Source organism: Mucilaginibacter rigui, from assembly GCF_014773275.1.
GTDB lineage: Bacteria > Bacteroidota > Bacteroidia > Sphingobacteriales > Sphingobacteriaceae > Mucilaginibacter > Mucilaginibacter rigui_A.
Genome location: NZ_JACWMW010000001.1, coordinates 317946 through 342518 on the forward strand (window position 1 = coordinate 317946; position 24573 = coordinate 342518).

At 43.0% G+C, this 24573-nt stretch carries 24 protein-coding genes, 2 tRNA genes and 1 riboswitch; of the genes, 12 read left to right on the plus strand and 14 right to left on the minus strand.

Translation table 11 applies throughout. The features are described 5' to 3' along the window. Positions 1-160 precede the first annotated feature (160 nt). The 5 genes from IDJ75_RS01410 to rpsF all read right to left on the minus strand — a co-directional run bounded on the left by IDJ75_RS01410 (position 161) and on the right by rpsF (position 2569). Positions 161-571 carry a DUF1801 domain-containing protein gene (locus tag IDJ75_RS01410; RefSeq protein WP_191173834.1) on the minus strand — a complete coding sequence of 137 codons (411 nt, stop codon included), beginning with the start codon at positions 569-571 and terminating at the stop codon, positions 161-163. 66 nt (positions 572-637) lie between these two features. Beyond that, positions 638-1381, minus strand: coding sequence for a monofunctional biosynthetic peptidoglycan transglycosylase (gene mtgA, locus IDJ75_RS01415; RefSeq protein ID WP_191173835.1), 744 nt, complete (start codon positions 1379-1381; stop codon positions 638-640). A 99-nt stretch (positions 1382-1480) separates the two neighbouring features. Further along, positions 1481-1924 carry a 50S ribosomal protein L9 gene (gene rplI, locus IDJ75_RS01420; RefSeq protein WP_191173836.1) on the minus strand — a complete coding sequence of 148 codons (444 nt, stop codon included), beginning with the start codon at positions 1922-1924 and terminating at the stop codon, positions 1481-1483. A 16-nt stretch (positions 1925-1940) separates the two neighbouring features. Further along, positions 1941-2204: a 30S ribosomal protein S18 gene (gene rpsR, locus IDJ75_RS01425; RefSeq protein ID WP_067054791.1), complete on the minus strand. Its 264-nt coding sequence runs from the start codon at positions 2202-2204 to the stop codon at positions 1941-1943. Next, positions 2204-2569 (minus strand): 30S ribosomal protein S6, encoded by a 366-nt coding sequence (gene rpsF / locus IDJ75_RS01430; protein ID WP_191173837.1) that lies wholly within the window; start codon positions 2567-2569, stop codon positions 2204-2206. The genes rpsR and rpsF overlap by 1 nt, the downstream gene beginning before the upstream one ends. A gap of 121 nt (positions 2570-2690) precedes the next feature. On the opposite strand from rpsF, the gene IDJ75_RS01435 reads away from it, so the two are divergent. The 3 genes from IDJ75_RS01435 to IDJ75_RS01445 all read left to right on the plus strand — a co-directional run bounded on the left by IDJ75_RS01435 (position 2691) and on the right by IDJ75_RS01445 (position 5514). Further along, positions 2691-3317, plus strand: coding sequence for a hypothetical protein (locus tag IDJ75_RS01435; RefSeq protein WP_191173838.1), 627 nt, complete (start codon positions 2691-2693; stop codon positions 3315-3317). 46 nt (positions 3318-3363) lie between these two features. Further along, on the plus strand, positions 3364-3603 hold the full coding sequence (locus IDJ75_RS01440; protein WP_191173839.1) for a hypothetical protein: 240 nt from the start codon (positions 3364-3366) through the stop codon (positions 3601-3603). A 75-nt stretch (positions 3604-3678) separates the two neighbouring features. Further along, positions 3679-5514: a DNA polymerase III subunit gamma/tau gene (locus IDJ75_RS01445; protein WP_191173840.1), complete on the plus strand. Its 1836-nt coding sequence runs from the start codon at positions 3679-3681 to the stop codon at positions 5512-5514. Between the two features lie 134 nt (positions 5515-5648). Here IDJ75_RS01445 and IDJ75_RS01450 read toward each other — a convergent pair whose 3' ends face one another. Continuing rightward, the gene (locus IDJ75_RS01450; protein ID WP_191173841.1) at positions 5649-6077 is read right to left on the minus strand and encodes a hypothetical protein; all 429 of its coding nucleotides are present in this window, start codon (positions 6075-6077) and stop codon (positions 5649-5651) included. A 68-nt stretch (positions 6078-6145) separates the two neighbouring features. Continuing rightward, complete coding sequence (locus IDJ75_RS01455; RefSeq protein ID WP_191173842.1) at positions 6146-6865, minus strand: hypothetical protein; 720 nt, start codon at positions 6863-6865, stop codon at positions 6146-6148. 272 nt (positions 6866-7137) lie between these two features. Here IDJ75_RS01455 and IDJ75_RS01460 point away from each other — a divergent pair, with 272 nt between their 5' ends. Beyond that, complete coding sequence (locus tag IDJ75_RS01460; protein WP_191173843.1) at positions 7138-8367, plus strand: NADP-dependent isocitrate dehydrogenase; 1230 nt, start codon at positions 7138-7140, stop codon at positions 8365-8367. A 76-nt stretch (positions 8368-8443) separates the two neighbouring features. Here the strand turns inward: IDJ75_RS01460 and IDJ75_RS01465 are convergent, their stop codons facing one another. Both IDJ75_RS01465 and IDJ75_RS01470 read right to left on the minus strand, forming a co-directional pair. Beyond that, entirely contained in the window at positions 8444-9190 is a 747-nt protein-coding gene (locus IDJ75_RS01465) for a hypothetical protein (protein ID WP_191173844.1), read from the minus strand. Between the two features lie 39 nt (positions 9191-9229). Next, positions 9230-9496 (minus strand): hypothetical protein, encoded by a 267-nt coding sequence (locus IDJ75_RS01470; RefSeq protein WP_191173845.1) that lies wholly within the window; start codon positions 9494-9496, stop codon positions 9230-9232. Positions 9497-9649: 153 nt separating this feature from the next. Here IDJ75_RS01470 and IDJ75_RS01475 point away from each other — a divergent pair, with 153 nt between their 5' ends. Further along, positions 9650-10630: a type I phosphomannose isomerase catalytic subunit gene (locus IDJ75_RS01475; protein WP_191173846.1), complete on the plus strand. Its 981-nt coding sequence runs from the start codon at positions 9650-9652 to the stop codon at positions 10628-10630. 93 nt (positions 10631-10723) lie between these two features. Here IDJ75_RS01475 and IDJ75_RS01480 read toward each other — a convergent pair whose 3' ends face one another. Together IDJ75_RS01480 and IDJ75_RS01485 are read right to left on the minus strand one after the other, a co-directional pair. Further along, the gene (locus IDJ75_RS01480; protein WP_191173847.1) at positions 10724-11158 is read right to left on the minus strand and encodes a response regulator; all 435 of its coding nucleotides are present in this window, start codon (positions 11156-11158) and stop codon (positions 10724-10726) included. Positions 11159-11171: 13 nt separating this feature from the next. Further along, the gene (locus IDJ75_RS01485; protein WP_191173848.1) at positions 11172-12653 is read right to left on the minus strand and encodes a PAS domain-containing sensor histidine kinase; all 1482 of its coding nucleotides are present in this window, start codon (positions 12651-12653) and stop codon (positions 11172-11174) included. A 496-nt stretch (positions 12654-13149) separates the two neighbouring features. Between IDJ75_RS01485 and IDJ75_RS01490 the strand changes: the two genes are divergently transcribed. The 5 genes from IDJ75_RS01490 to IDJ75_RS01510 all read left to right on the plus strand — a co-directional run bounded on the left by IDJ75_RS01490 (position 13150) and on the right by IDJ75_RS01510 (position 18134). Next, the gene (locus tag IDJ75_RS01490) at positions 13150-14217 is read left to right on the plus strand and encodes a cellulase family glycosylhydrolase (protein ID WP_191173849.1); all 1068 of its coding nucleotides are present in this window, start codon (positions 13150-13152) and stop codon (positions 14215-14217) included. 48 nt (positions 14218-14265) lie between these two features. Continuing rightward, a complete protein-coding gene (locus tag IDJ75_RS01495) occupies positions 14266-15813 on the plus strand; it encodes a SulP family inorganic anion transporter (RefSeq protein ID WP_191173850.1) in 1548 nt (515 codons plus the stop codon). Between the two features lie 180 nt (positions 15814-15993). Further along, a riboswitch (SAM riboswitch) is annotated at positions 15994-16110 on the plus strand. A gap of 159 nt (positions 16111-16269) precedes the next feature. Next, complete coding sequence (locus IDJ75_RS01500; protein ID WP_191173851.1) at positions 16270-16905, plus strand: peroxiredoxin; 636 nt, start codon at positions 16270-16272, stop codon at positions 16903-16905. Between the two features lie 20 nt (positions 16906-16925). Then, positions 16926-16996: transfer RNA gene (locus IDJ75_RS01505), tRNA-Cys, on the plus strand. Positions 16997-17201: 205 nt separating this feature from the next. Continuing rightward, positions 17202-18134 (plus strand): DUF5996 family protein, encoded by a 933-nt coding sequence (locus tag IDJ75_RS01510; protein WP_224746446.1) that lies wholly within the window; start codon positions 17202-17204, stop codon positions 18132-18134. 17 nt (positions 18135-18151) lie between these two features. Here IDJ75_RS01510 and IDJ75_RS01515 read toward each other — a convergent pair whose 3' ends face one another. After that, entirely contained in the window at positions 18152-18805 is a 654-nt protein-coding gene (locus IDJ75_RS01515) for a class I SAM-dependent methyltransferase (RefSeq protein ID WP_191173852.1), read from the minus strand. Positions 18806-19060: 255 nt separating this feature from the next. Here IDJ75_RS01515 and IDJ75_RS01520 point away from each other — a divergent pair, with 255 nt between their 5' ends. Together IDJ75_RS01520 and IDJ75_RS01525 are read left to right on the plus strand one after the other, a co-directional pair. Further along, entirely contained in the window at positions 19061-21232 is a 2172-nt protein-coding gene (locus tag IDJ75_RS01520; RefSeq protein ID WP_224746447.1) for a carbohydrate binding family 9 domain-containing protein, read from the plus strand. 230 nt (positions 21233-21462) lie between these two features. Beyond that, a tRNA-Gln gene (locus tag IDJ75_RS01525) sits at positions 21463-21533 on the plus strand. A gap of 58 nt (positions 21534-21591) precedes the next feature. Here IDJ75_RS01525 and IDJ75_RS01530 read toward each other — a convergent pair. After that, on the minus strand, positions 21592-23214 hold the full coding sequence (locus IDJ75_RS01530) for an NADP-dependent glyceraldehyde-3-phosphate dehydrogenase (RefSeq protein ID WP_191173853.1): 1623 nt from the start codon (positions 23212-23214) through the stop codon (positions 21592-21594). Positions 23215-23354: 140 nt separating this feature from the next. Beyond that, the gene (uxuA, locus tag IDJ75_RS01535) at positions 23355-24542 is read right to left on the minus strand and encodes a mannonate dehydratase (RefSeq protein WP_191173854.1); all 1188 of its coding nucleotides are present in this window, start codon (positions 24540-24542) and stop codon (positions 23355-23357) included. Positions 24543-24573 lie beyond the last annotated feature (31 nt).

Genomic DNA, 24573 nt, shown 5'->3' on the forward strand with positions numbered 1-24573 from the left:
GTTCACACATGTGAACACCATGAATATTTTTAAGTATTTAATTATCAGCAATTTAATATTTATGGGTCTGACAAAGCGTTGTCGCTATTATTTAAAAAACAGATGGTAACGATGTTTAGCTGACAGATACTTTATAAAGTTTACCATCATAAGTTCTAACCTATTTATCAATCAAGCTTATCCATTGCTTAATAATACCTTGTAAAGCATCAGCTTTTGCTTTTACATCAGCCATGTCTTTAAAAATGGCCAGGCGCCTGCCGTCTTTGTAATCGCCTTCTAACAACCCCGAGGTGTCGTTTATCTTTGCACCGCTGGGAAGTACCAACATAATGCGTTTTTTATGCAGGTTCATTACAATTATGTCCCGCTTATATTCCTTTGGGTCAAATGGGGCCAATTCACCGGTATAATAAAAACTGGGGTTGTTCCATTTTATCTGTTCGGCAATCTCGCTGTGGGTATCTAAAATAATCTGCCTGAGCATTTCTATCACATCGCGTATAGCAGGATCGAGGTTTTGGATATGTTCGGTTACTTGTTGCTGAGGCGTTAACATGGCTTTAGGCATAAGATTATTTATAATTTAGATCTTTGGCATAAGCAGAAATTTGTTGCTTAAATATCGCTCAAATCTTTAAAACTCCAGCGGCCCAAGCCTGCGCATGTTTTTCATGATGAGGTATTGCCTGTGCCTTAAATAGGGGGTAGGGTTGGTAGCACTCCAGCGTAAGGGGCTCGGGAATATTACCGCTATGGCTGCTGATTGCCTTTTGGTAAGCTGCGATGCCGGTTTGTGAAAATATGCCTGTGATGCGGCCTCTATGCCGTAAATGCCATCGCCCATTTCAATTACGTTGAGGTAAACCTCCATTATGCGTTTCTTCCCCCAAAAGGCTTCTATCAGTATGGTGAACCAGGCCTCGAAACCCTTGCGTACAATAGAGCGGCCCGGGTACAGGAAAACGTTTTTGGCTGTTTGCTGTGTAATGGTACTTCCGCCTATCAATTTTTTGCTTTTAGCGTTTTTTTGAATGGCGCGTTCAATCGCTTTAAAATCAAAACCGTGGTTCTCCAAAAAACTTTGGTCTTCGGCAGCTACTGCGGCGCGTTTCATAGGGTCGGCAATCTGGTCAAAGTCAACCCATTTTTTGTCAATCTTCCAGTCTTTACCATCTGCCTTTCGTTCAAAGCCGCGCTGTATCATTAGCCAGGTAAAGGGCGGGTTTACAAATTTGAATAACAGAACGCCAAATAAACTTGCCGCAACAAATACAATGGCAATTAGCTTAACCACGCGTAAAATAAGCCTTACAATGCCGGTATTAAAAAATCCTTTGGTTTTGCTGCTGCTTTTGCGGCTTTGTGTTTTTTTTGCCATGTAATTTTTGATGCCCTAATGTCTGTATAATCTTTATTAAACGCAAAAAGGTGTTTAGCCTAAACTAAACACCTTTTGCGTTTATGAGTTCCGGGTTAATTACTCAGCAACAACTGAGAAAGGTACCTGAACTTTAACTTCTTTATGCAGGTTCACAATTGCGGTGTAATCACCAACAAATTTTGGCTCCTGGTCAAAAGTAATGCGGCGACGGTCAACTTCAAAACCTTCTTTCTTTAATGCATCAGCTACCTGGATGGTATTGATAGCACCGAAAATTTTGCCGCTTTCGCCTGCTTTAGCGCCAATAGTAAGCTTAACGCCTTCTAATTTAGCAGCGATAGCATCCGCATCTTTGCGTATTTTTTCTTGTTTAAACTGAGCTTGCTTTAAGTTTTCTGCTAAAACTTTGCGCGCGCTTTCAGTTGCTAATATTGCGTAACCTTTAGGGATAAGGAAATTGCGGCCATAACCTGGCTTTACATTCACTACATCGTCTTTATCGCCGAGGTTTTTTACGTCTTGTTTTAAAATAACTTCCATTGCTTTTTACCTCCGATTATTTTAATGAGTCTGTAACATAAGGTAATAAACCGATGTGGCGCGCACGCTTAACAGCCTGTGCCACTTTACGCTGAAACTTCAATGAAGTACCTGTTAAACGGCGAGGTAATACTTTACCCTGGTCGTTAATAAACTTTAATAAAAAGTTAGCGTCTTTGTAATCGATATACTTAATACCATTCTTTTTAAAACGGCAGTATTTTTTACGGTTATCCTCCACTTTTGGAGCGGTAACGTATTTAATTTGGTCGTTTGCCATTAGTTGTTTTCCTCCACTTTAGCTGCAGGCTTTTTGTTAAAAGCACCGCTGCGTTTTTTGTCGTTGTAAGCAATGGCGTGTTTATCCAAAGCAATAGTAAGGAAGCGTAACACACGCTCGTCGCGCCTTAATTCAACTTCCAGTTTATTAATTAATTCACCCGGAGCCTTGAATTCAGTTAAGTGATAGTACCCTGTAGTTTTCTTTTGGATAGGGTACGCTAATTTTCTCAAACCCCAATTATCCTCCTGGACAATTTCGGCTCCGTTATCAGTTAATGTTTTGCTGAATTTGGCAATTGCCTCTTTAGCAGTTTCATCTGATAACAACGGGGTTAGAACGATCACGATTTCGTACTGTTGCATTATTATTTTGATTTTTAATTATTTATCCCTGTATATCGGGGCTGCAAATGTAGGCAGAATTATTTTATAATCAAAGCGGGAATAGTTGTATTTTAACAACCTGAAATACGCACATAATCAAATGAAAAAATTTTTACTTCTGTTATCTCTTACAGCTACCGTTACACTTGGTAAGGCGCAAACCACCGCAGGCCCGGCCGAAACCAAACTTACCAACGCCCTTTGCGATTGTATTACTAAGCTTGATAAATCAAAATTAAAAAGTGCTAAGGAGGCAAAACAAGCCTTTATGGATTGCTTTACTAATCAAGTTGATCTTTTGCCGGATGTTGCCGCCGAAAGGCATGTGGAATTTACTGATCATGAGGCCATGAATAAAATTGGTACCGATATTGGCATTAACCTGATGAAACAAAAGTGTGATGGCTTTATGCAACTGGCCATTAAAATGGCCGAAAAAAGTGGTGCCAATGGCGATGAAAGCGACGAGGCAGAAACCAAAACATCTACAGGTGTTTTTAAACGTGTTGATAATAAAGGGTTTAACTACGTGGTTATTAGCAGCGAAGGGAGCGAAAAGTCATATTTATGGTTAAAACAGTTTGCAGGGTCAGAAACTTTTATGGACGGAACAACAAGGCTTGCCGGAAAAAAACTTAAAATTACCTGGCAGGAAATAGAAGTTTACCTGCCTGCGGCCAAAGGGTATTATAAGGTGAAAGAAATTACTGCGATTGATGTTTTGTAAAACATAATTACTTGCCAAATTGTCTTTATCATAAAAAACAACTATTATGCAGTTTGCCAGCCAACAGCCCGACCCTGATAATGCAGAAGATTTTGCGGATGATTTAAACCTTACGCCACCTGCAGAAGAACCCCTTGTTGAGGGCGACTGGAACGACGAAGAGGACGAGGATTTTGATGACCAGATGGAGTTTGAGGACGATATGCGTGAGATCCGCACCGGCGATGATGTTGGTGAACCCGACCCTGAGGACGACGATCATATGCCAAATGGCGATGTGAAATAGAGGCGCACATCCAAGTTATTCACAATCCATTTTTGAGGTTTTGGGGTAAAGCATTTTCTTGCTAACTTAGTGCCTGTGGATAATTTCATTGTTTCGGCACGCAAATACCGCCCGGCTACATTCGAAACCGTTGTAGGCCAGCAGCATATAACTAATACGTTAAAAAACGCTATTAAGAATAATCAGCTGGCGCAGGCATTTTTATTCTGCGGGCCAAGGGGAGTAGGTAAAACTACCTGCGCGCGTATCCTTGCAAAAACCATAAACTGTACAAATTTACAGCCCAATGGCGAGGCCTGCGGCGAGTGCGACAGCTGCCGTGCTTTCCAGAATGGTAACTCGTTTAACGTGCATGAGCTGGATGCAGCATCAAACAACTCGGTTGATGATATCCGTAGCCTGATAGACCAGGTACGCATACCGCCACAAGCCGCACGCTACAAGGTGTATATTATTGATGAGGTGCACATGCTATCGCAGGCGGCGTTTAACGCCTTTCTGAAAACACTTGAGGAACCACCTAACTACGCCATATTTATACTGGCCACTACCGAGAAGCATAAGATATTGCCCACCATCCTTTCGCGTTGCCAGATCTTTGATTTTAACCGCATAAAGGTGGATGACATGGCCGGCCACCTGGCAAACATCGCCCAAAAAGAAAACATTACGTACGAGAACGACGGCCTGCACATAATCGCCCAAAAAGCAGATGGCGGCCTGCGCGATGCCCTGTCAATGTTTGACCAGATTGTGAGCTTTAGCGGCGGCAATGTTACCTATCGCTCGGTTATTGATAACCTGAACATACTTGATTACGATTACTATTTTAATATAACTGATAAGCTTTTAGGCGAAGACAGCGCCCAATCGCTGCTTTTGTTTGATGAGATATTGGGCAAGGGATTTGACGGCGCTCATTTTATATCGGGCCTGTCAGAGCATTTCCGTAACCTGCTGGTGGGTAAGGATGCATCAACTATAAAATTGCTGGAAGTTAGCGAAACCATTAAGGCGCGTTACCTGCAGCAATCGCAGGCTGCATCCGTATCGTTCCTGTTATCGGCAATGAATATTGCCAACCAGTGCGATATTAGCTACAAGCTTAGTAAAAACCAACGCTTACAGGTAGAGCTTGCTTTGCTGAAGATGAGCAACCTGCTCTCGGTGTTTAATCTGGCGGCTATGCCGCTGACCGAAAATGGTGCTGCCCCAAACGGGGAGGTAAAAAAAAAACCTGATACCTCAGTAAATAATACCCCGCCAGCACCAGTTGTTGCAGACGAGATGACCGTAGCCAGGGATAACCCGGTTACTTATAACAAAGCCACTCAGCCGGTTAGCCCTCCGGCTACGCCATCAATGGCAATACCGGTTGCCGGCACCAAGCCCGAGCCGCCTGCCGAAAAACCAAAGGTGTTTATCCCTAATGTACATTCGGCAGCTACCTCTGTTAAGATCCCATCATTAAAAGATTTGGGCAAGCAGGTAGAAGAGGCCGCGCTTGAAGAAGAAGACCCTTATTTAAAAGGTACCGATAAAGAAGCTTTTACCATTGACCGTTTTTTACAACTGTGGACCAACCATGGGGCAAAGCTAAAGGCTGATGGTAAGCCGGCAACATTATATACTATATTTACCTCGGTTACGCCAATAGTACTTGGCCCCGAAACTTTTGAAGTGCCGGTAGCTAACAAAGTACAGGAGATGGCATTCAGGGACGAGCGCCCATACCTGCTGAACTTTTTGCGCACCACATTAAAGAACTTTAGTATTGAGGTTAATGCCCGTGTTGATGAGCAAACCGTTGCCCGGAGGCCTTATACCGCAATGGAAAAATTCCAGTACCTGGCGGCCAAAAACCCACAGCTTATTGAACTTAAGAATAAGTTTAATTTGGACTTTGATTAGGATCTAAGATTTAACCACAGAGAGCATTAAGATATACACGGAGAGCACAGAGGAATATTAAAACCGCTGTGCTCTCTGTGTAATGAACAAATATATTCTTTGTGTACCCTGTGGTTAAAACCAACCACCGATCTTTATACGCGTGGTGTATCATTTTTAGGATAACCTTCTTCATCAAGATCATCGCGGTCATCCTCGGGTGTGTGTGCCAAAGCGGCATCGCGCGGGTTTGTTTCTACAATTTTACCGCTGTCAATATGCATACCTAAGTTTTCGACATCGGTTTCTAACGACCGGTTTTCGTCGTATTCGCCTTGGGTATCATAGGGGTTGGCCTCATCGTAGGTCGAGTTCATATCTTCGCCATCTTTAGCAGAAGTATCGTAAGGGTCGGGATGGTCGTAATCGGGATTATCGCCTTTTACGTCGTACTCGTAACTGTTGGTAGTTTCGTCGTAGTTCAGGTTTTCGCTATCGGCAGCCTCGTTACTGTTATCGTTTAATGGGGTGTCTCTGTCCTCTGGGTCAGTAACAAAATCCGGGTTTTGGTTATCAGGTATCATAGTTATAGTTTTGCTTTATATACACTAAAAACCCTGCCAAAAAATTAGTACGGAGGCAATACTCTGTATTAATTTATTTGCTTGCGATAAGATGTAACATCGCCCAGGGCAAACTTAAAAGTAATAGAATACTGGATCATTTTATCCTTGCTTTTGCCGGCAGTAAAACCATCCATATTATCAGTAAAATCCATATTGTATTGCGCACCCAGGTCAACTTTAAATGATGGCTGGCCATACTGGTTAAACAACTTAAACTCATATCCAAGGCGTGCAGGAATATAAAGCTCGTTGCTTTTAATAAGCCCGGGAGTTGTAAATTGCGGGTCGGTGTTTGATACGTTGTTGTAATGCTGAGGGTCGTTTTTTATATCATTTAAAATATACCCCAACCCTGTAGATACGTAAAAGTTTTTAAGTACGTTCATCACGCCACTTTGCGAGTAGTCGATGATCTCGCCGGCCTGTAACTGCCCCCTGAAAACCAATGCCGTAAAATTATTTTTAAAAAACCTGCCCGATAGTGTTTTGTAGGCATCACCACCTTCAAGCGTGCCAGCTTGTATCTCAACCACATAATTAACAAAAGGTGTTTGGTTGTAAGTGAAGTTTACATGCGCGGCGGGTTTGGTTTTTACAATCTCGGCATCCCCATATAACTGGTTTAGGCTACCGCCAAAGCCAATATCATACTGTGCATAATCATAGCCTAACTGTGCTTTTGATACCAATGTTATTGCTGATAATACTAAGGTGAATACGGTTGTTTTAATAAGCAACTTTGTCATATATAAGAGCGGTGGTAGTGCTGATTAGCAGGTGTTTAATTTTTATAAAAGTAGTATCAAAGTTTTAAAAATCAATAATATCTTTTAATTAATTGTTTATAATGCTTAAAAAGAGGTATTTAGCGATTGATTTTAGCAGCTATAAACCTATCAATAAGTAAGGGATAAATTTTTGGTTTATTTTTTGTCAATTAGTTGGGCACATGAATTTTTACAAATAAAATTTTATGTAAGTTTGAAGCCGTTTAAATAAAATTAACCATAAATCAGGTATGTCAAAAATTAAAGTAGAAAACCCGGTAGTTGAGCTGGATGGTGATGAAATGACCCGCATCATCTGGAAATTTATAAAAGATAAACTGATCACCCCTTATCTTGACCTGGATATAAAATATTATGACCTTGGTATCGAGTATCGTGATGAGACCGACGACCAGGTTACCATTGATGCTGCCAACGCTATTTTAAAATATGGTGTAGGTATTAAATGTGCCACCATTACACCTGATGAGCAGCGTGTTGAAGAATTTGGCTTAAAACAAATGTGGAGGTCGCCAAATGGTACCATCCGTAATATATTAGATGGTACGGTTTTCCGCGAGCCCATTGTTATGGCAAACGTGCCGCGCCTTGTTCCAAACTGGACAGCCCCTATATGCATTGGCCGCCACGCTTTTGGCGATCAGTACCGCGCTACCGATTTTGTAACCAAAGGCAAAGGTAAATTAACTATAAAATTTACGCCCGAAGATGGCGGTGCAGAGCAATCATTTGAAGTGTATAACTTTAAAGGCGACGGCGTTGCATTGGCTATGTATAATACCGACGAGTCTATCCGCGGTTTTGCACATGCTTGTTTTAACCAGGCGCTGATGAAAGGCTGGCCTTTATATCTGTCAACCAAAAACACCATCCTTAAAAAATACGATGGCCGTTTTAAAGATATTTTTGAAGAGATCTACCAGGCAGATTACAAAACTAAGTTTGCCGAAGCAGGCATTACATACGAGCACCGCTTAATTGATGACATGGTTGCATCGGCCCTTAAATGGAACGGTAACTTTGTTTGGGCTTGTAAAAACTATGATGGCGACGTACAGAGCGACACCGTAGCGCAGGGCTTTGGTTCATTAGGTTTAATGACCTCTACTTTGGTTACACCGGATGGTACTGTTATGGAAGCTGAAGCAGCACACGGTACAGTAACCCGCCACTACCGCGAGCACCAGGCAGGCCGCCCAACATCTACAAACCCTATTGCGTCTATATTTGCATGGACACGCGGTTTAGAGTTCCGTGGGATACTGGATGGTAACCAGGAACTGGTTAACTTCTGTAAAGCGTTAGAAGAAGTTTGTATTGAAACTGTTGAAAGCGGTAAAATGACCAAAGATTTGGCCATCACCATAAAACCAAAAGTTGAACACGGTACCGATTACCTATACACCGAAGAGTTTTTAGAGGCTATCAACGAAAACTTAAAAGCAAAATTGGGTAAATAATTTATCCCGGTATAATGTAAAAAGCCCGTTCTGAAAAGAGCGGGCTTTTTACGTTTAAAATACTTGTATTATCAACTTAATTATAATCGTATTTACCGGCATTGGGGTCTACTATTTCTTTTATCCGTATGAAATCGCCATTAAGGTGGTCTATCTTCATTTCAAAGGTGGCTTCGGCATTTGATGCTGCCAATGTACCAAGTATCCCAAAAAATGCCCTGGCGGTTATCATACCAACAGCACTTGGCGTAGCTGATGCTTTACCGGTAAAAAAGAAATCATCGTTTGTCTTTTTCAAAAGGTAATAGTCGTATTTGGTAGCGATGTATGCCTGCCCCTGATAAACTACCGCGTAAACTTTATCAGATTTTACCTTCTTTAGTTTCCCATTTTCGCCGGGTGTTTTCATGGTATAATCAATAAAATTATTGGTTACGATGATTGGCGCATCGGGCACCTGGTCACAAAATGATTTATAGGTTAGATACAATCCGTCGGTGTAGCGGCTGGTGTTATATACCTTTAGGTTGCGCTTTTCTACACTGTCTATTTTTATTAGGTCGGTATAACTGTAAGTTTTTTCGGCGGCTGGTGCTTTATTAAGGTTGGATGCTATAAAGCCGGAAATAGTTTCGCTGCCACGTTGCAGCAGGGCCTTAGTGACATCAACTCCCGACGAGATCTGACTTATCGTATCAATGGTTTTAATTTCCTGGTAACCATTGGGCTGCTTTGCATACAAACCTGCCCTTAAATAAAAATATCCATTTTCTTTAAATGAGCCGGTAACTTCTGCAAAGCTTAACTGCCTGATTTGGATCAACAATTCCTGTGGTTTTGCTGTACTATCTGTTAATGCAGTTTAAATTTTATTAAACTGAACGTTAAGTGGTTCTTTTGCTATAACCTTTGTCATTTTATTAAAAGCACCCGTTTGTATAACACCCATGCTGGTAGTATCCTTGCGGATATCCGCCACACTTATTTTGTTATAAAGGCTATAGCTTATTTTGTTTTCGGGTAGTTCAAATGCGAATTTTTGGGTGCTTTGTGCCTGCGCGTTGATATACATAAGCAGCACTAAAACAGAAATTGAAAGAATTTTTTTGAATGATACAAAGGCTGACATGTAGTGGATAAAGTTTATCCAACAAAATTAATTTTTTTATTTAACTGAGTATTATAAAGCTAATATTTATGCTATGGGTATGTTTTTTAGAAAAGCTTGTTTATGGCTTATGCAAAATCCCTACCTTAGCCGGACAAACAAGCATATACCAGCATGTCATCATTATATCCATTAAAATTTAAAACCATATTTAAAGACAAAATATGGGGCGGCCATAAAATAGAAACCTATCTGCACAAAAATATTGGCAATTTGCCAAACTGTGGCGAAACCTGGGAGATCTCGGGCGTAAAGTCCGATGTTTCTGTTGTAGAAAGCGGCGAGTTGAAAGGACAATCGTTGGCAGAGCTGCTGGAGAAATTTCAGGGCGAACTGGTAGGTGAGAAGGTATACAAGCATTTTGGCAACATCTTCCCTTTGCTGGTTAAATTTATTGATGCCAATGACGACCTGAGCGTACAGGTGCACCCTAATGATGAGTTGGCTAAAAAACGCCACAACTCCTTCGGTAAAACCGAAATGTGGTATGTGATAGAAGCTGATCCGGGCAGTAGCCTGATAGCCGGCTTTAACCGCGAAATGACCGAGAAAGAATATGTGGATGCTTTAAACAGCGGGCGTATTATGGATATCCTGAACAGGGAAGATGTAAAAGCGGGCGATGTTTTCTTTTTACCTGCCGGCCGTGTACACACCATTGGTAAAGGCCTGCTAATTGCCGAAATTCAGCAAACATCCGATATAACTTACCGCATTTACGATTTTGACCGTGTTGATGATAAAGGCAACAAACGCGAACTGCATACAGAAGAAGCCCTTGCCGCTATCGACTACAAACATTACCCGGAATATAAAACCCTGTACACACCTAAAAAGAATGAGGATGTACACCTGGTAACCTGCCCGTACTTTACTACCAACGTGCTTGATTTTACCCACAGCGTTGATAAAGATTACTCCAACCTCGATTCGTTTGTGATACATGTTTGTATTGAAGGCGGATACACTATAAAACATAACGATTTGGCTTACCCGGTAAAAATGGGCGAATGTATCCTGTTGCCAAAAACAGTTGATATGGTTGAGTTGAAAACCACATCGGGCTTTAAAATATTGGAAAGCTACATTGAGTAATTTGTGAGCATAGCATAAAAAAGACCGGCTTGTTTATCAGGCCGGTCTTTTTTATTTTAGGTAATATCTGTTTTAAACAACCGTAAATCAAAATTAATTGTAAAGTCTTAAGTCACCCGCGTTTTGTAACGAGCGGAATATCTCTGCAAGATACTGCTCATCAATAGGTTTTAAAAGGTAATCGGCAATGATAGGGTTGCTTTTAGCGCGTTTAATATCCTCGAGATCAATAGACGAGCTGATATTGTATAATGTGATATTTTTACCCAACTGAGATTTTATTTCCTCAAAAGCTTTATTGAATTCCCAACCATTCATCACCGGCATATTAATATCTACAAATAAAACATCGGGTAAACGTTGTTTATTTTGTGGATCTTTTAAAAAGTCGATAGCTTCTTTCCCGTTACTAAAGTTCAGTATTTCGTCGAATAGGCCCTTTATTGCTGTTATTTTTTTGAAACCGTATGTAAATATCTCATCATCATCAACAATTCCTGCAGTCACACTTTTGTTTTCGGTATTCATTTTTTGGCATTGATTATACCAGTTTCACTGTAAATTTTGTGCCAATATTTACAGCGCTTTCAACTTGTATAGTTCCGCCCAGCGCTTCAACCTGGTTACGGGTAATGAAAAGGCCAATACCTTTCGAGTCGGAGTTTTGATGGAAAGTTTTATACATGCCAAAAAGCTGGTCGCCGTAGCGCTGCATATCTATACCAATACCGTTATCCTCAAATATGAGGTAAACTTCGTTACCCACCTTACGTGTGGTTATATTTATTACCGGGTTACGGTCTGGGTGTTTATATTTAATGGCATTGGTAAGCAGGTTTTGCAAAATACTTTCAAGGTAGGCGGGGATGTAGTTAACCTGTGGGCAGTCGCTAAAATTGGTATTTATAACGGCGTTAGTCCTGTCTATATTGGTATGCAGGGCCGATGCCACGTTATTAAATATGGTTTCAAAATCAAGCAGCTTACGTTCGCGGGTAATTTCAGATTGTATTCTCACTATCTCATCAAGGTGGCCCATTGTAGCGCTAAGGCTTTCGCTGATGGTTTTAATATGCGAGAATATCTCCGTACGTTCTTCGCTTAGTTTTGCTTCTTCAAACAAATTCACCATAAACTTTAAATTGCCCGAGTGCGACCGCAGGTTATGCGATACGATGTAGGCAAAATTTTGCAGGCGCTTGTTTTGATCATCCAGCAGGTTTATTGACGATTGCAGGGTTATCCCTTTTCTTTTAATACTATCAATATCCTGAAAAATCCCCCTTACGGTTACGCACTTGCCATGATCGTTAATTACAGGCACCCCTTTTGAGCGTACCCATATCACATTGTTTTTTGCTGTTTTAAACAAAAGCTCAATATCATAAGGCTTGCAGTAGTTTAAAGCCTCATTAACAACATTAGTTAATGTTTTGCGGTAATGCGGCTCAAAAAAGCCAATGGCTTCCTCAACACTCATTGTTACATGGTCGTCAAGCTCAAAAATATCGTACATCTCTTTCGAGAAAGTAAGCCCCATGGTAGCTGTATCAATTTCCCAGCTGCCAATTTTGGCTATGCGTCCAATTTCGTTTACCTTAAACTCGGCTTCGGTAACTTTTATCTCGCTTATTTTTAAAGCGTGGATATTTTTAAGCACACCGTAAATTACCGGGCCATCGGCCGTATCGTGCTTTTGGGTAGTGTTCTCAAACCATTGGTAACCGTTTAGTTTAGTAAGCAGCCTGACGTGTGCAACCGGCGAACCACCTTGCCTTGGATGTTGCGTGGCTTTCAAGAAAACCTCTTTATCGTGATAGTATAAAAGCTGGTTAAAAAAGAAATTGTAGGAGCACTCAATTTCACCGGGAGCATACCCCAAGGCCGTGTAAAACCCCGACGACCATTTAACTTCTTTGGTATCGGTGTTATATTCCCATATGCCTAGATTAATTTTATCAATTATACGCGCAATATGAGCTATGCCTTCGCCAGAAAACTTATGACTCTCAGAAAAACTCATTTCGCACTTTAATCACTAATACTTTTATTTAACACTGAGTTTAATAAAATACATGCCAAAAATGTAGGCATCTGTATAATACAACCCAGCGTTGTTGTAAATTATTATAAGATCACAAATATTTTATACGGGTGTGAATATTTAACCATGTCCTCCATAATATTAATCTATATAATTTATATTCCATTGAAAATTATACCCTTATAACAATGTAAGGCTCTTATACGGTTAATTTTCCTACAGGGTTATGAAAAGTTGGACGGGGTAAAAATAGTATAATATTTGTCGGAATAATATAGTTAAGTGTAAAGAAATATTATTGCTTAAAGGAGTACGTAGGCTAATTGCTGTACAGGACCACCCCATTGCATATCTATTTTTAATTATAACTATTGATATATCAAATATATTGCCCCCAGATTAATCAAAACTGTAATGCGCGTAATTAACCAATTGCCAAACTTTTATATATTTACTTTACCAATATATACCTGCTATGAAAAAATTATTTGCTAACCTGCTTACAGTGCTATTAATACTATTAACAATAAATGCTTCGGCCCAAAAAGCGCCTGTGGGTAAAGTTTGGACAACAGCCAAAGCTAATGCGTGGTATGCACAGCATAAATGGATGAGCGGAGCTGATTTTATACCCAGCAGCGCAATAAACCAATTGGAAATGTGGCAGGCAGATACCTTTGACCCCGCCACCATTGACCGTGAACTGGGCTATGCACAGGGAATAGGATTTAACACCATGCGTGTGTTTTTATACAGCCTTGCCTGGAAACAGGATAAAACAGGTTTTAAAAAACGTGTTGACCAGTACCTCGCCATTGCCAACAAGCATGGTATTAAAACCATGTTTGTATTTTTTGACGATTGCTGGAATGCTGATGCTAAAACCGGTAAACAACCGGCCCCTAAAATTGGCGTCCATAACTCGGGCTGGTTGCAGGACCCTGGAAACCGGCTTAACAACACTGGCGAAACCGCCATGCTGCAAGCTTATGTAACTGATGTATTAACAACTTTTAAGCACGATAAGCGTGTACTGCTTTGGGACTTGTATAACGAGCCGGGTAACTCTAACAAAAAAGAAGCGTCACTTACTTTACTTAAAAAGGTATTTGCCTGGGCCCGTGCTGTTAACCCTGAGCAGCCCATATCTGCCGGCCTGTGGGACTGGAATTTTGAGAAACTGAACACCTACCAGGCGTTAAATTCGGATGTAATAACCTATCACGATTATACTGACGAGGCATCGCACCTTAAAACCATCCAGCTGTTAAAAAGTCACGGCAGGCCCATGATATGTACCGAGTACATGGCCCGTACACGCGGCAGCAAATTTGCCAACATTATGCCTATGCTAAAAAAGGAGAATGTAGGCGCGTTAAACTGGGGCTTTGTAATGGGTAAAACCAATACTATTTACGCCTGGGATAACCCTATACCTGATGGCAGTGAACCCAAAGAATGGTTTCATGATATCTTCCGCAAAGATGGTACGCCTTATAGGCCAGAAGAAGTGGAACTGATTAAAAAGCTGAACGGGAAGTAAGAATAACTTGTACACTGAGGTTGCAGGCATTTTTATAGCTTTGCTGCCATGAAGGCCAGCCTTAAATTATTTGACTTTACGCAACAGATTAACTATAAAACCGAGATATTGGCGGGCCTTACCGTGGCTATGACAATGATGCCCGAGTCATTGTCGTTCGCCATATTGGCCGGCTTTCCTCCGCTGGTGGGTTTGTATGCCGCTTTTATTATGGGGTTGGTTACAGCCGTGTTTGGCGGCAGGCCGGGGCTTATATCAGGCGGGGCAGGGGCTACTGTTGTGGTACTCATCGCCCTGATGAAAACCAACGGCATCGAATATGTTTTTGTGGCTGTAGCCATGGCAGGCGTTATTCAAATTGCAATTGGCCTGTTTAAGCTGGCAAAGCTGATCAGGCTGGTACCTCAACCCGTAATGTACGGCTTTGTGAACGGGTTAGCTGTAATTATTTTTATGGCACAGTTACAGCAGTTTAAAACTGTAGTTAACGGGCACGAAGCCTGGCTTAGCGGCACACCGCTGTTAATTATGGCCGGCCTGGTGGCACTAACCATTGCTATTGTGGTTATATTCCCTAAAATTACCAAGGCTATACCGTCTTCGCTGGTGGCCATAATTATTGTATTTGCCCTGGTATTTGGGTTTGGCATCCACACCAAAACCGTTAGCGATATAGCATCTGTTAGTGGCGGCTTCCCGCCATTTCATATCCCGGCTGTTCCGTTAAACTTACATACGCTGAACATTGTATTCCCATATGCCTTAATTATGGCTGCCGTGGGTTTAACCGAAGGCTTACTAACCCTAAACCTGGTTGATGAAATAACCGCCACCAAAGGCAACGGCAACCGCGAATGCATTGCGCAGGGGAGTGCAAATATTTTAAACGGTTTCTTTTTTGGGATGGGGGGCTGCCCCATGATAGCGCAAACGCTGGTAAATCTTTCGGCGGGTGCAAGGGCAAGGTTGTCAGGGATCATAGCATCGCTCACCATCCTGGTCATCATCCTGTTTGGTGCGCCTGTTATTGGCAGGTTGCCTGTGGCGGCGCTTACCGGTGTAATGGTCATGGTGGCGTTTGGCACTTTTGAGTGGATAAGTTTCAGGATATTTAATAAAATGCCAAAGCAGGATGTGTTTGTAGGCATACTTGTTGCAGTGATAACTATACTGCTGCATAACCTTGCATTAGCAGTACTCATAGGCGTTATTATATCGGCCCTGGTGTTTGCCTGGGAGAGCGCTAAACGCATCCGTGCACGTAAATATATTGATGAACACGGGGTGAAACATTACGAAATTTACGGCCCGCTGTTTTTTGGCTCGGTAACAACCTTCACCGAAAAATTTGATGTGATAAATGATCCTGAAGAAGTGATAATAGATTTTAAAGATAGCCGCGTGGCGGATATGTCTGGCATTGAGGCGCTTAATAAACTTACAGGGCGCTACCATAAAGCCGGTAAAAAGCTACACCTCAAACATTTGAGTACCGATTGCGTGGCTTTATTACAAAACGCTGCCGATGTTATTGATGTAAACATTATGGAAGACCCCAATTACCGGGTGGCAACTGAAAAAAATTATAGTATTTAAGATTAATGCCGACTTTATTTTACACACAAAATATGTTTGCGGGAATTATGCACAAGCGTTCGGATAAATTTTATCACTGAAAATCAATTGTTTGTATTTTTAAACTCAAATAGTTTATTAAGTCTATAGGAATTATAGAATTAATAAACTACATTTGTATTATTAATTGTTCTTTAAATATACTTATCCAGAAAGACAGAGGGAAAGGCCCTATGATGTCTTAGCAACCTGTACAGCATTTTAGCTTGTGTAAGGTGCTAATTCCTGCTTCGTAACCAATACGGAGACAGATAAGCGGAGTTAAAAGAAATTGAATGCATGTTTAAGCATTCCTCTTGCGCTGTTTATGGCCTCTCTCTAAAAGCTTTCTGCGAATAATTTTATTGAAAACTATTTTTACAATATATAGCTTTACGCTATAAAAGATATTTTAAAAACATTTTAAACCAGGAAAACATGAGCTTACGCATCGGCGATGACGCCCCCAATTTTAAAGCACAAACATCAAACGGAGAAATTGATTTTTACGATTACCTGGGCGATAGCTGGGGCGTTTTATTCTCCCACCCGGCCGATTATACACCGGTTTGTACTACTGAACTGGGCAAAACTGCATCATTAAAAGATGAGTTTGAAAAACGCAATGTAAAAGTGATAGCATTGAGTACTGATAATGTAGAATCGCACAAAGGGTGGATAAAAGATATTAACGAAACACAGGGTGTTGAGGTAACCTTCCCGATCATCGGCGACGAGAGCCGCGAGATCTCGCAGGCTTATGATATGATCCACCCCAATGCATCGCTAACAGCAACCGTACGCTCGTTGTTTATTATTGGGCCCGACAAAAAGATAAAACTGATCATCAGTTACCCTGCATCAACCGGCCGCAATTTCCAGGAGATATTGAGGGTAATTGACAGCCTGCAGTTAACTGCTTACCACAGCGTAGCAACCCCTGCCGATTGGAAAGATGGAGAGGATGTGGTAGTGTTGCCATCAATTAAAACAGAAGATATTCCGGCTAAATTCCCTAAAGGATTTAAAGAAGTGAAACCATACTTGCGTACAACACCGCAGCCCAATAAATAACTAAGGCCGAAGAGGCATAAAGTCGCGTGGCCGAGAGGATAGGTGTGGGTCTGCAAAACCTTTAACGGTAGTTCGAATCTACCCGCGACGTCTAACTATACTGACTGACTAATAACTGATGGCGGTGGGCTGAGGAGCCCATCGCTTTTTTTGTTATTGCTAAAAATAACTCACAGCCAATGGCACTTTATGCGCGAGCCTCTTTCCGCAAAGCGAAGATAGGCTAGCCGAGCGAATGACCGTATGAGTAAACTATCAAGCTTAATAACAAATTGCTCATTTGCTTGTATATTTACATGATGAGCAACACTACCCACACCTGGCCCAAATTGGAATACCATTACCTGAAAGATACCATCGCTACTGTACACATGTGGACACAGATGATAGGGAAGGTGCGCCTCAAAAAAATGCCATGGATAAATCATTCCTGGCAGGTTACCTTGTATGTAAGTGCTACAGGATTAAGTACAGGCAGTATCCCTTATGAGAGTGGCGTTTTTCAAATAGATCTTGATTTTATAGATCATCAATTACAAATAACTACCAGTACGGGTGTAAAACACTCATCGGCTTTAGGTGCAGAAACCATAGCCGATTTTTATAATGAACTAATAGGTAACCTAAAAGCCGCCGGTGTTGATGTTGAAATTTATGCCGTACCCAATGAGGTTGACCCGGCTGTGCCGTTTGCCGAAAATACTACCCCTTGTACATATAATGCTGATGCTATGCAAACCATTTGGCAGGCGCTTATACGCATCCATAATGTGTTTACCGATTTTAGGGCGGGCTTTTTAGGTAAATGCAGCCCGGTACATTTCTTTTGGGGGGCGTTCGATCTGGCAGTTACCCGTTTCAGTGGCCGCCCGGCGCCAAAGCATCCCGGTGGGGCGCCAAATATGCCCGATGACGTCATGCAGGAAGCCTACTCGCACGAAGTTAGCTCATGTGGTTTTTGGCTGGGCGGCGAGCAGTTCCCGCACCCGGCATTTTATAGTTATTGTTACCCAACACCTGCCGAATTTAGCCAGCAACAGGTTAGCCCGCCCGAAGCTTTTTACAGCGGCGAAATGGGCGAATTTTTATTAACCTATGAAGTAGTGCAGCAATCGGCTAATCCTGAAGAAACCTTACGGCAATTTCTGCAGACTACCTACAATGCAGCAGCCATTACCGGCAATTGGGATAAGGCGCTTGAATGTGACCTGCAAGGGTTGAAGGAGTAATGGCCTCACCCAGGGGGTTACAAAGAAAAAGTCCGCTCTTGCGAAGCTGCTTTAGGCGAGCCGGTTTTTTGCACACACCACGTTGTCATACACCTTAAATTTTGTACGTTGGTGGTTTTGATAGGCTCAACCAGTTGGCCGCCCAGGTCGGTTGTGTATTCTATCAATATCTGCTCATTTACCAAAAAACGTTCCGATCCATCAGGCAGGGCGTACCGACTGTTTCCTAAAGGTAAAACCAATTTTTCTATACCTATATCTGAGGCCAGGCGCGCAAAAAAGTAGCCGCCCGGTTTTAGCGTATTCCACATCGAGCGCAGCATGGCATCGAAATGGTTGCTGTCGTTAGCAAAATGCAGCACGGCGCTACATATCACCAGGTCAAATGTTTCAACTTTAAATGGCATTGACTCGGCTTTAGCAACCATGAAGTTCTTCGCTGAGATATTTGGTGCCAACTCTTTAGCCAGCATTTGTACCTGGGCAACAGCCTCGGGATTTGGATCTACGCCGTACACCTCGTGCCCGTTCTGCATAAAGTAAACCAGGTTGCGCCCGCCGCCACAACCGGCATCAAGCACTTTTGCGCAAGTATCAAACCGGCCTTTCAGTAATTGGTCAAACAGGTAGATATCGATATTGCCGTATAGTTGTTGCAGGTTATTTGCCATAGTGTTTGTAATTATTAATCGCCGTATTTAGCCACCCAACATCGCTTTAAGATTAAATCTTTCCACCCCTATTTACGCAGTACAGGTGAGCAGCGGGTAAGTCAGCTTGTATGCAAGGTAACAATATTACATACTCTTTTAAAAAACAGTTGGTAAGCATACTGCCGGTTATTTTTTTTAATTTAATATTTATATTATTGTGTACCGTTAACACATAAACGGTGGTATTATCTCACAATCTAAGTACCATACCAATTGCTAAAACCAAAGTTTACCTTACTGCTGTTATGCTGCTGCATGCTTGGCGGTGCTGTGTTCGCGCAAAAAAAGAATGCCAATTATAAGTATCATATCCGCCGTGCGGCATCGCACATAAAAATTGACGGATTATTGGACGAGGCCGACTGGCTCAGCGCCGATACGGCTGCCCATTTTTTTATGGTTTTACCCATGGATACCAGCTTTGCCAAACTGCGCACGGTGGTACGTATGGCTTATGATAATGATAACTTTTACATCTCTGCCGTTTGTTATACACCAACTTCGGGTTATATGGTAGAATCACTTAAGCGTGATTTTAGCTTTCTGAAGAACGATAACTTCATCTTTTTTATGGACCCCTTTGATGCCCGTACTGATGGCTTTAGCTTTGGCGCCAATGCGGCCGGGGCGCAATGGGACGGCACTATGTATGAGGGAGGCAAGGTTGACCTGAGCTGGGACAATAAATGGTTCTCATCCGTAAAGAACTACCCGGATAAATGGGTTTTTGAGGCGGCTATCCCTTTTAAAAGTATCCGGTATAAAAAGGGTATAAAAGAGTGGGGCATCAACTTTAGCCGTAACGACCTGGTAACTACCGAAAAATCGAGCTGGGCGCCTGTGCCAAGGCAGTTTCCAACTGCATCGCTGGCGTATACGGGTACAATTATATGGGACGAAGCGCCACCTGTAGCCACGCATAATATTTCTGTAATTCCATACGCGCTGGGGGGCATTACCAAAGATTTTGAGAACCATAAAGACGCCGTTTACCGCAAAGAAATTGGGGGCGACGTAAAGGTAGGGCTTACCTCATCCCTAAACCTTGACATGACCGTTAACCCGGATTTTTCGCAGGTGGATGTAGATCAACAGGTGATAAACCTGAACCGGTACGAGCTTTTCTTCCCCGAAAAACGGCAGTTTTTTTTAGAGAACGGCGACCTGTTCGCTAATTTTGGCTACGCCGATATCAGGCCATTCTTTTCGCGCAGGGTAGGGCTTAATGCACCTATCCGCGCAGGGGCGAGGTTAACAGGCAAAATTGATAAGAACTGGCGCATCGGGGTGATGGATATCCAAACAGGGCAGTCATCCTCAGATAATTTACCGGGGCAAAATTTTGGTATTGTAACCCTGCAAAGGCGGGTATTCTCGCGTTCCAATATCGGGTTTATGTTTGTTAACCGTGATGGTACCGGTAGCGCGCCTGCACCCGGCAGCACTGCCGCGGCTTATAACCGCAACGTTGGTGCCGAATTTAACCTGGCATCATCCAATAACCTGTTAACGGGGAAATTTCTGGCGCTGAAATCATTTAGCCCGGGTGTGCAGGGGCACGATTTTGTGGGGGCCGCCAATCTGCAATACCTAAGCAAATACTGGACATTCAGCATGCAGCAGCAGTACGTGGGCGAAAACTACAAGGCCGAGGCTGGTTATGTGCCCCGTACGGGTTATAACAAGCTAAACCCGTTGATACAGCATAACTTTTTCCCCAAAAGCGGTTCCATATTATCGCATGGGATCCAGGCATCGGGAATCTACTTTTTTGATGAACGCTTCCGTTCTACTGATAATGAAACTATCCTAAGCTACCTGATTACCTTCCGCAGCCGTGCCACGCTAACCGTATCCGGGTTGGACGATTACGTAAAGCTGCTGCGCCCCTTCGATCCTACCAACACAGGTAAGCCTATGCTGCCAACCGGTTTTGCTAACCATTGGAACACAATTGACGTGCAGTTTGCCTCTAAACCACAAAGCGTTTTCACTTACCTGGTTGAAGGCGCGCACGGGGGATATTATGACGGGGGAAACAAAAATACGCTGATAGGGCAGGTTGGCTATCGTTTTCAGCCGTATGTGAATTTGATACTGAACGCTTCCTTTAATGACTTGCACCTGCCCGCGCCTTATGGCCGCAATAAGTTTTGGCTGATTGGCCCGCGGGCTGATGTAACCTTTACCAATACCCTGTATTTTACCACGTATGTGCAATACAACGAACAGGCCCGGAATATGAATATTAACAGCCGCCTGCAATGGCGCTATAAGCCCGCCTCCGACCTTTTTATTGTTTACGGCGACAATTCCATTCCTTCACCGTTTACGGTTAAGAACAGGCAGCTAACTATTAAATGGACATATTGGTGGAATATATAGATGATGTACAGGTGTGCTGATCATAAAACAGTTTGACCATCCTGTAATTTCGAACGAGGTACGAGGAGAAATCTTCTACAAGCAGTAAGTAGCTTCCCGCTTTTCTGTCAGGCAACCGCTCGTTCATTACTGTCCTCAAATCTTTTACCTCGCCTATTGTCAATTTTTACAGCATTATGTTGTAAAAACCCATCAATTTTTTACTTTTGCAGCATAAGTAATACCGCTATTTTCTCGTAGTGTAACGGTAGCACACCAGACTCTGACTCTGTTAGTAGTGGTTCGAATCCATTCGGGAAAACTAAAAAGGGCAAATGATCACAACATCATTTGCCCTTTTGCATTCAATATAATAGGGTTTAAAAAATATAATCCGTACTCAGGAAGTTTGATTCGTGCCCTCTTACAATATCATTGAACAGCTGCTTATTGGTGTCGTTCATCTTAGCAGCTACAAGCGAGCGGAGCGAGAATGAACGTAACGCATCTGATACCGAAAGCGTTCCTTCTGCGCTGTCCTTACGGCCGGTGAACGGGAACACATCAGGCCCGCGCTGCGACTGGCTGTTAATGTTTACACGGCTAACCAGGTTCACAAACGGGTCAATCAGCGCTGCTATCTCTTTACCATCATTACTGAATATACTCAGCTGCATCCCATGCGGCGAATCTATCTGGTATTGGATCGGCTCTTCTATCGATTCGAACGGGATAACCGGTATTACCGGGCCAAATTGCTCTTCGAGATAAAGTTTCATATCCCTGGTAATCGGGTAAACAATAGCCGGGAACACAAATGATTCGGCCGAGGTGCCACCATTTTCATTGATTACCTGTGCGCCATGCGCAATAGCATCATCAAGGCATTCTTTAAGGTAAGCAGGCTTGCCGGGTTCGGCAACCGGGGTAATGTTAACACCGCTTACCCATGGCATACCCAGTTTTAGTTTGCCAACGGCTTCGCTCAGCAGTTGTAAAAACGGTTCAGCTACGTCTTTATGTACATGAACTATTTTTAGTGCTGTGCAACGTTGCCCATTATAGGATAGGGCGCCCAGCATGATCTCGGATACGGCCAGTTTAAGATCGGCGTTTTTGGTAACGATGGCCGCATTCTTGGCATCCAAACTTAAAACAGCGCGCAGGCGGTTTATTTTAGGATGGCGTTTTTTCAGATCGTTAGCCACCTTGCTCGATCCGATAAAGGCCAGTACATTGATGCGGCCGGTAGCCATCAATCCCGGGGTAACAGTAGCACCACGGCCATAAACTGTGTTAACCACCCCCGCCGGGAACGATTCTTTAAACGCCTTTAGCAACGGATAATGAACAAGCGTGCCATGCTTAGGCGGTTTAAATAAAATAGTATTCCCCATAATAATAGCAGGGATAAGCGTAGTGTAGGTTTCGTTAAGCGGGTAGTTGAAAGGCCCCATGCAAAGTACAACGCCAAGCGGCGCCCTGCGGGTTTGGGCAATTACACCCTCGGCAATTTCAAAGCGCGATGAACGCCTGTCGAGCTCTTTGAGGGCATCAATGGTGAGGTTAATATACTCAACCGTACGGTCAAACTCCTTGGTAGAGTCGGCGTGCGATTTACCGATCTCCCACATAATCAGGTTAATTACGAGCTCGCGTTGCTCAATCATTTTGTACACAAAGTTCTGCATACATTTTATGCGCCCCTCAATGCTCATGGTTGGCCATTCGCCGCGACCGTTATCATAGGCTTTTTCTGCGGCTGTAAGCGCTTCCATGGCTTCTTTTTCGGTAGCCAGCGGGTAACTGCCCATTAGCTTGCGCTGCAGGCCTTTGGCGCCGGGCAGGCAAACGGGCGAGTAAACCTCGCTCACTTCGCCATCCCATTTTACCATTTCGCCATTGCTCAGGTATTCGCGCTGGTGCAGTTCGGTTATCCGGAAAGGTTCAGGAATCTCGCTTTCGGCCACAAACAAGGCCTTTAGTTGTTCTTCAAAGTTCATGCGATATAGTGTAAATGTTAAACATAGGCCAAGTGTTCCCCGGCAGCAATTATGCTACAATTTAGCAGTAAAATAATTAACTGCCATTGGTGGGGGTAAAATATTGTGTTTTTGCCGGTGATGGATTTTCAGCGGGTTTATTATTTTTCTAATGCTCTTTTTATACCCAGTTCAAGCCCGCGCAATTCGGCAAGGCCCCGCAGGCGGCCAATGGCTGAATAGCCCGGGTTTGTCTTTTTATGCAGATCGTCAAGCATTTTGTGCCCATGATCCGGCCGGAAGGGCATGCTGGTATCTTTACGGCCTGCGCCTGTTCTTCTTTGCTGTTCTTCCAATAATGCCTTCATTACTGCATACATATCCACATCGCCGGTAAGGTGGTCGGCTTCGTAAAAGTTACCATCCCCGTCTCGTTTGGTGCTGCGCAGGTGGATGAAATGAATGCGATGGCCAAGGCGCTGCACCATGCCGGGCAGGTCATTACTTGCAATTACCCCGAAAGAGCCTGTGCAAAAGGTAAGGCCGTTATTCGGGCTATCTATAGCGTTATAAATGTCATTAATATCCTGCTCGTTACTTACTATGCGTGGCAGGCCAAGTATAGGGTAGGGCGGGTCGTCTGGGTGGATGCACATCAATACACCGGCTTGTTCTGCCGCGGGGATCACCTGTTGCAGGAAATGGGCAAGGTTTGCTTTAAGCTTTTGTGCATTAACATCACCATAAGAGGTCAGCATCTGCAAAAACTGCGCTGTGGTGTAACCTTCTTCCGAGCCTGGCAAGCCGGCTATGATATTTTTTACAAGACGCTGTTGTTCAGCCTCAGTTAAGGTATTGTAATAAGCTTTTGCTTTGGTTTTAATCTTCTCGGTATAGTCATTCTCTGCACCGGGCCTGTTCAGGATATAAAGGTCGAAGGCGGCGAAAGCGGCGGTATCAAACCTTAAAGCGGTAGAGCCATCCGGCATATGGAAATCCAGGTCGGTGCGTGTCCAGTCGAGAATGGGCATGAAATTGTAACAAACTATATCAATACCGCATTGACCTATATTGAGTAAACTCCGGCGATAGTTGGCAATATATTGCTCATAATTACCGCTGCGTTTTTTAATATCCTCGTGTACGGGTACGCTTTCAATCACTGACCATTTCAGGCCGGCATCTTCAATAAGTTTTTTTCTTTTCAGGATCTCGTCAACCGGCCAAACTTCGCCGTTGGGGATATGGTGCAGGGCGGTAACAATACCGGTTGCACCTGCCTGCCGGGCATCTGCCAAAGTAACCGGATCATTAGGGCCGTACCAGCGCCATGTTTGTTCTAAGCTCATGTAAGGGTGATTTTATCGCCTAAGTTATAAA